Below are 4,331 nucleotides of genomic sequence, written 5' to 3'. Positions count from 1 at the left end.
GAGCAGGTCGATCAGCTATTAAAGGATCTTGATGCGCACATCTCCGATGCCGAGGCCTCGGTCGGCAGCCTTTCCGGCGGACAGCGCCAGGCGGTGGCGATCTGTCGCGCGCTCAACCTCAACGCGCAGCTGGTGATTATGGATGAACCGACCGCCGCGCTGGCGGTAGCCGAAACGCAGAAGGTTTTGCAGTTGACGCGAAAACTCGCCGCACGCGGCTGCGCGGTGGTGCTAATCAGCCACAACATCAGCGATGTGTTCGCGGTTGCCGATCGCATGGTGGTGTTCCGCCGTGGGCGAAAAATTGCCGAGCGCCGTCACGCCGAAACCTCGCCCGATGAAATCGTTTCATTAATTACCGGCGCGCATCCCGATGCGCGCGCCTTTGAGAATCAGTAATTGTTGTGCCATTAACCCAGGGGAAATAAAGATGCGTCGAATTACCACTGCAGTCTGTTCTCTCTCATTACTGTTTTCAGGTTTTGCCCTCGCCGCCGAGAAAGTGGCCTTTGTGCCGCAGATCATCGGTATTCCCTATTTTCAGGCGATGGAAGCGGGGGGTAAACGCGCAGCAAGCGATCTGGGCGTTGAGTTCGTGTATAGCGGTCCGGTGGATACCAATCCGATGGATCAATTGCAGATCGTGCAGAACCTGATTGCGCAGAAGGTGAATGCGATTGGCATCAGCGTGCTCGATGCGTCCAGCATCGCGCCAGTGCTGGCGCAGGCGAAAGCCAACAATGTGCATCTGTTTACCAGCGACAGCGACGCGCCCGACAGCGGACGTCCGGTTTACGTGGCGCAGGCCACCGATCAGGGGCTGGGTGACACCATCATTGATGAAATGGTTAAGCGCGTCGGCGATCACGGCAAAATCGGCATCGTCTCCGGCGAAGCCACCGCCTCCAACCTCAACAGCTGGATTGGCTTTATGCAGCAGCGGGTGAAGAGTAAATATCCCCATATCACGTTGCTGAAACCGCAATACGCTGGCGGCTCCGCCAGCCGCGCGGCGCAGATCGCCACCGATTTGATGTCGGCCAATCCGGATATCAAAGGCCTGATCGCCATGGCCTCCACCACTTGCCCTGGCGTGGCGCAGGCGATTGAGACCGCAGGTAAAAATGGCAAGGTGATCGGCAGTGGTTTCTGTAGCCCGAACACCGCGCGCGCCTATCTGAAAAGCGGGGCCTTTGGTTACACCGTGTTATGGGATCCGGAGAAGCTCGGCTATCTCACCGTCTGGGCAGGCAAGCAGCTGATCGATGGCAAAGCCTTCAGCGCCGAAAACCGCGTGCCGGGCTTCGCCGAAGCGGTGAAATTTGACAGCAAAACCGGCGTGCTGCTGCTCGGTTCGCCAGCGGTGTTCACCAAAGAGAATGTCGATCAGTTCAAATTCTAACGGGGCTTCGCATGCACATGACTTCACGGGAGATCGCCTTGCTGGCGATTGCCCTGTTAGCCAGCGCCGGTTTTTCCTGGTTTTCACCCTGGTTCGCCACCGTCGATAACCTGCTCACCATCCTGCGCAACAGCAGCAGACTGCTGCTGATCGCGCTGGGCATGACGCTGGTGATCGCCATGGGTGGCGTGGATGTCTCGGTTGGCGTGGTGATGGGCGTGGCCGCATGGGGCGTTGGCCAGCTGTTGCTGCTGCAATCGCCGTGGCTGGCGGCCATCGCCGGTCCGCTGCTCGGCTTGCTGCTCGGATTCATTACCGCGCTGGTGGTGGTGATGGGCCGCATTCCAGCGATTGTTGGCACGCTTGGTCTGTTCGGTGTGTGGCGCACCGGATTGTTCGCGCTGCTCGGCGGTCAGTGGTTATCGGGATTGCCTGCCAGCTTAACCAGCGGGCTGATGCATCCGCTACTGGGATTGCCGGTGATGGCGTGGGTCATCGTGCTGGTGTGGGCTGGCGTCTGGCTGGTGTTACGTCACACGCCTTACGGTTTGTGGCTGCTGGCGGCGGGCAACTCGGAGGAGAAAGCGCGGCTGGCGGGCATCCCGGTCACGCAGGTGCGCATTGCGACCTTTATGATCAGCGGCCTGCTGTGCGGTATCGCCGCGACCTGTTACATCGCCACCTATCGCAACGTCGAAATGACGGTCGGCGGCAGTCTGGCGCTGGAAGCCATCGCTGCGGTGGTGCTGGGCGGCACGCGCATTACCGGCGGTTCCTGCAGTTTGTTGGGCACGCTGCTCGGCGTGCTGCTGCTACGCATTCTGCAAAACGGCTTGCTGCTGGTGGGCATTCCGTCGCTGTGGCAAACCGTGGTCACTGGCGCGGTGCTACTGATCGTGCTGAGCAGTGAAGCGGCAAGCGGGCGCGTTTTTGCCCTCAGGAGGATCGCATGACGTTGTGGCGCAAATCTCCCGACCTGACGCTGCTCAGCGCGCTGTGGCTGCTGCTGGCCATCGGCATCGTGCTGGTGCTGCCGCAGATGCTGGCTGCCTGGTCAATCACCTCAATTCTGCAGTTCGCAACCTTGCTGTCGCTGGTGGCGCTCGGCCAATCATTGGTGGTGATGAGCGGCGGTGGCGGCATCGATCTCTCGGTAGGCGGCAACGTGTCGCTCTCGGCGGTGATTGGCATGCTGGTACTCAATCAGGGCATCAATCCGCTGTGGCTACCGCTGATCTGTCTGATCACCGGCACGCTGGCGGGCGCGATAAACGGCTGGCTGATCGCGCGGCTGCGTCTCTGGCCGCTGATCGTTACGCTCGGCAGCTTCTACTTGTTTTCCGGACTGGCGCTGGCGTTAACCGGTGGAGCCGCCGTCGCCGGCGTGCCTGCGGAACTGACGCAGTGGGGACGCGGCGCGCAGTTCTTCATTCCTTTACCGTTTCTCACCTGCGTGATCCCGGCTTTTCTGATCGCCTGGCTGATTCTCAGCAAAAGCGCGTGGGGCAAATGGATCTACGCCTGTGGCTTCAACGAACACGCTACGCGGCTGGTCGGCATTCCGGTCGATCGCCTGCGCTTTCTCGCTTACTGCCTGAGCGGCTTGCTGGCGGGCTGTGCGGGATTTGTTTCGCTGAGTTGGCTGGGCAGCGCACGACCAGAAATCGGCGTCAATCTGGAGCTCGAATCTCTCACCGCCGCTCTGCTCGGCGGCGTGGCGATCTTTGGCGGGCGCGGCAGCGTGATCGGCGTCTTGGCCGCCGCGCTGATGCTGGTCACCATCAAAACCTGCATGTTGCAGCTGGGACTAAATAGCGTCTGGCAACTCGGCGTGGTGGGCATTCTGTTGATTATCGTATTGATGGCACAACGACTTTTTATCTATCGGAGATAACAAATGAATCTGACTGAACAAATCAGTGCGCACGTTGAGGCGAGTGCCGAACGCATCGCTAATACGTTGTGCGACCTGCTGGCGTTTCCCTCCATCGTCAAAGTTGATCCGCGTGAAGCCGGACCGGGCGAGCGCGATTGCCAGCTCTATCTGCAACAGCGTTTGGCATCGCTGGGTATGGAAACCGATCTCTGGGACCCGGATGGCCCGGCGCTCTACGCCAAATATCAGGGCCGACCGGGCGCCAATAAAGGCCGCACTTTTGAAGGTCGCCCTAATCTCGGCGGGACCTTAACCGGCGCGGGCGGCGGCAAATCGCTGATGCTCACCGGCCATATCGACGTGGTGCCGCCGGGCCCACCGGAACACTGGCTCACCGATCCTTTCGTGCCGGAGATCAAAAACGCGGCGGTGTACGGTCGCGGTGCAGTCGATATGAAAGGCGGCGTGGCCTGCATGTTGATGGCGGTGGAGTTATTACATGATCTCAATATTCGTCTGGCGGGCGACGTGGTGTTTACCACCGTGGTGGATGAAGAGATTGGCGGCATGGGATCGCTGGCGATGGTCGATCGCGGATTCAGAGCCGATGCCGGCATCATGACGGAACCGACCGCTAATCGCATCTCGCCCATCTGCCACGGCATTTTGTGGGGTCGCATTATTCTCGACGGCATCGGCGGCCACGCGGAGCTGACGCCCAACAGCTGGGACAGCAGCGGTCCCGTGGATGCGGTGACGCTTTGTCGCCAGATGCTCGACGGCCTTGATGTACTGAATCGCCGCTGGCAGACGCAGCCGAGCAAAAATCATCCGCTAATGGAATTGCCTAACCAGGTTATCGTTACGCAGTTAAAGGTCGGTGAACATCCAGCCTCAATTGCGGGCCGCGCCGAGATTGTGATTGATGTGCAGTATTTGCCAGCCGAGAAAGATGAGATGGGGCTGGGCGGAAACGTCAAAAAAGAGATTGAGGCGCACGTTGCCAAAGTCTGTGCGCTCGATCCTTATCTGGCGAAACATCCGGCCAAAGTC

5 protein-coding genes are annotated in these 4,331 nt (G+C 59.9%); all 5 read left to right on the top strand.

What is annotated here, in order from left to right; genetic code table 11:
* Window positions 1-399, top strand: a 399-nt coding sequence (locus RTY00_RS20755) for an ATP-binding cassette domain-containing protein (RefSeq protein ID WP_312665944.1), incomplete at its 5' end; no start/stop codon positions are given.
* A gap of 31 nt (window positions 400-430) precedes the next feature.
* Complete coding sequence (locus tag RTY00_RS20750; RefSeq protein ID WP_312665943.1) at window positions 431-1,402, top strand: autoinducer 2 ABC transporter substrate-binding protein; 972 nt, start codon at window positions 431-433, stop codon at window positions 1,400-1,402.
* 11 nt (window positions 1,403-1,413) lie between these two features.
* Window positions 1,414-2,355 (top strand): ABC transporter permease, encoded by a 942-nt coding sequence (locus RTY00_RS20745; protein WP_312665941.1) that lies wholly within the window; start codon window positions 1,414-1,416, stop codon window positions 2,353-2,355.
* Entirely contained in the window at window positions 2,352-3,296 is a 945-nt protein-coding gene (locus RTY00_RS20740; RefSeq protein WP_179452740.1) for an ABC transporter permease, read from the top strand. Before RTY00_RS20745 ends, RTY00_RS20740 begins: the two co-directional genes overlap by 4 nt.
* A gap of 3 nt (window positions 3,297-3,299) precedes the next feature.
* The coding region (locus tag RTY00_RS20735; protein ID WP_312665937.1) for a M20/M25/M40 family metallo-hydrolase at window positions 3,300-4,331 on the top strand (1,032 nt) is incomplete at its 3' end.

Source organism: Pantoea sp. CTOTU49201, assembly GCF_032054795.1.
GTDB lineage: Bacteria > Pseudomonadota > Gammaproteobacteria > Enterobacterales > Enterobacteriaceae > Pantoea > Pantoea symbiotica.
The sequence above is the reverse complement of the archived record's forward strand: the minus strand, read 5'-3'. Positions and strand labels throughout refer to the sequence as shown.

What these genes read in the sequence shown, in the direction of transcription:
- RTY00_RS20750 (WP_312665943.1), top strand. Translation starts at nt 431, where the DNA reads ATGCGTCGAATTACCACTGCAGTCTGTTCTCTCTCATTACTGTTTTCA.
- RTY00_RS20745 (WP_312665941.1), top strand. Translation starts at nt 1,414, where the DNA reads ATGCACATGACTTCACGGGAGATCGCCTTGCTGGCGATTGCCCTGTTA.
- RTY00_RS20740 (WP_179452740.1), top strand. Translation starts at nt 2,352, where the DNA reads ATGACGTTGTGGCGCAAATCTCCCGACCTGACGCTGCTCAGCGCGCTG.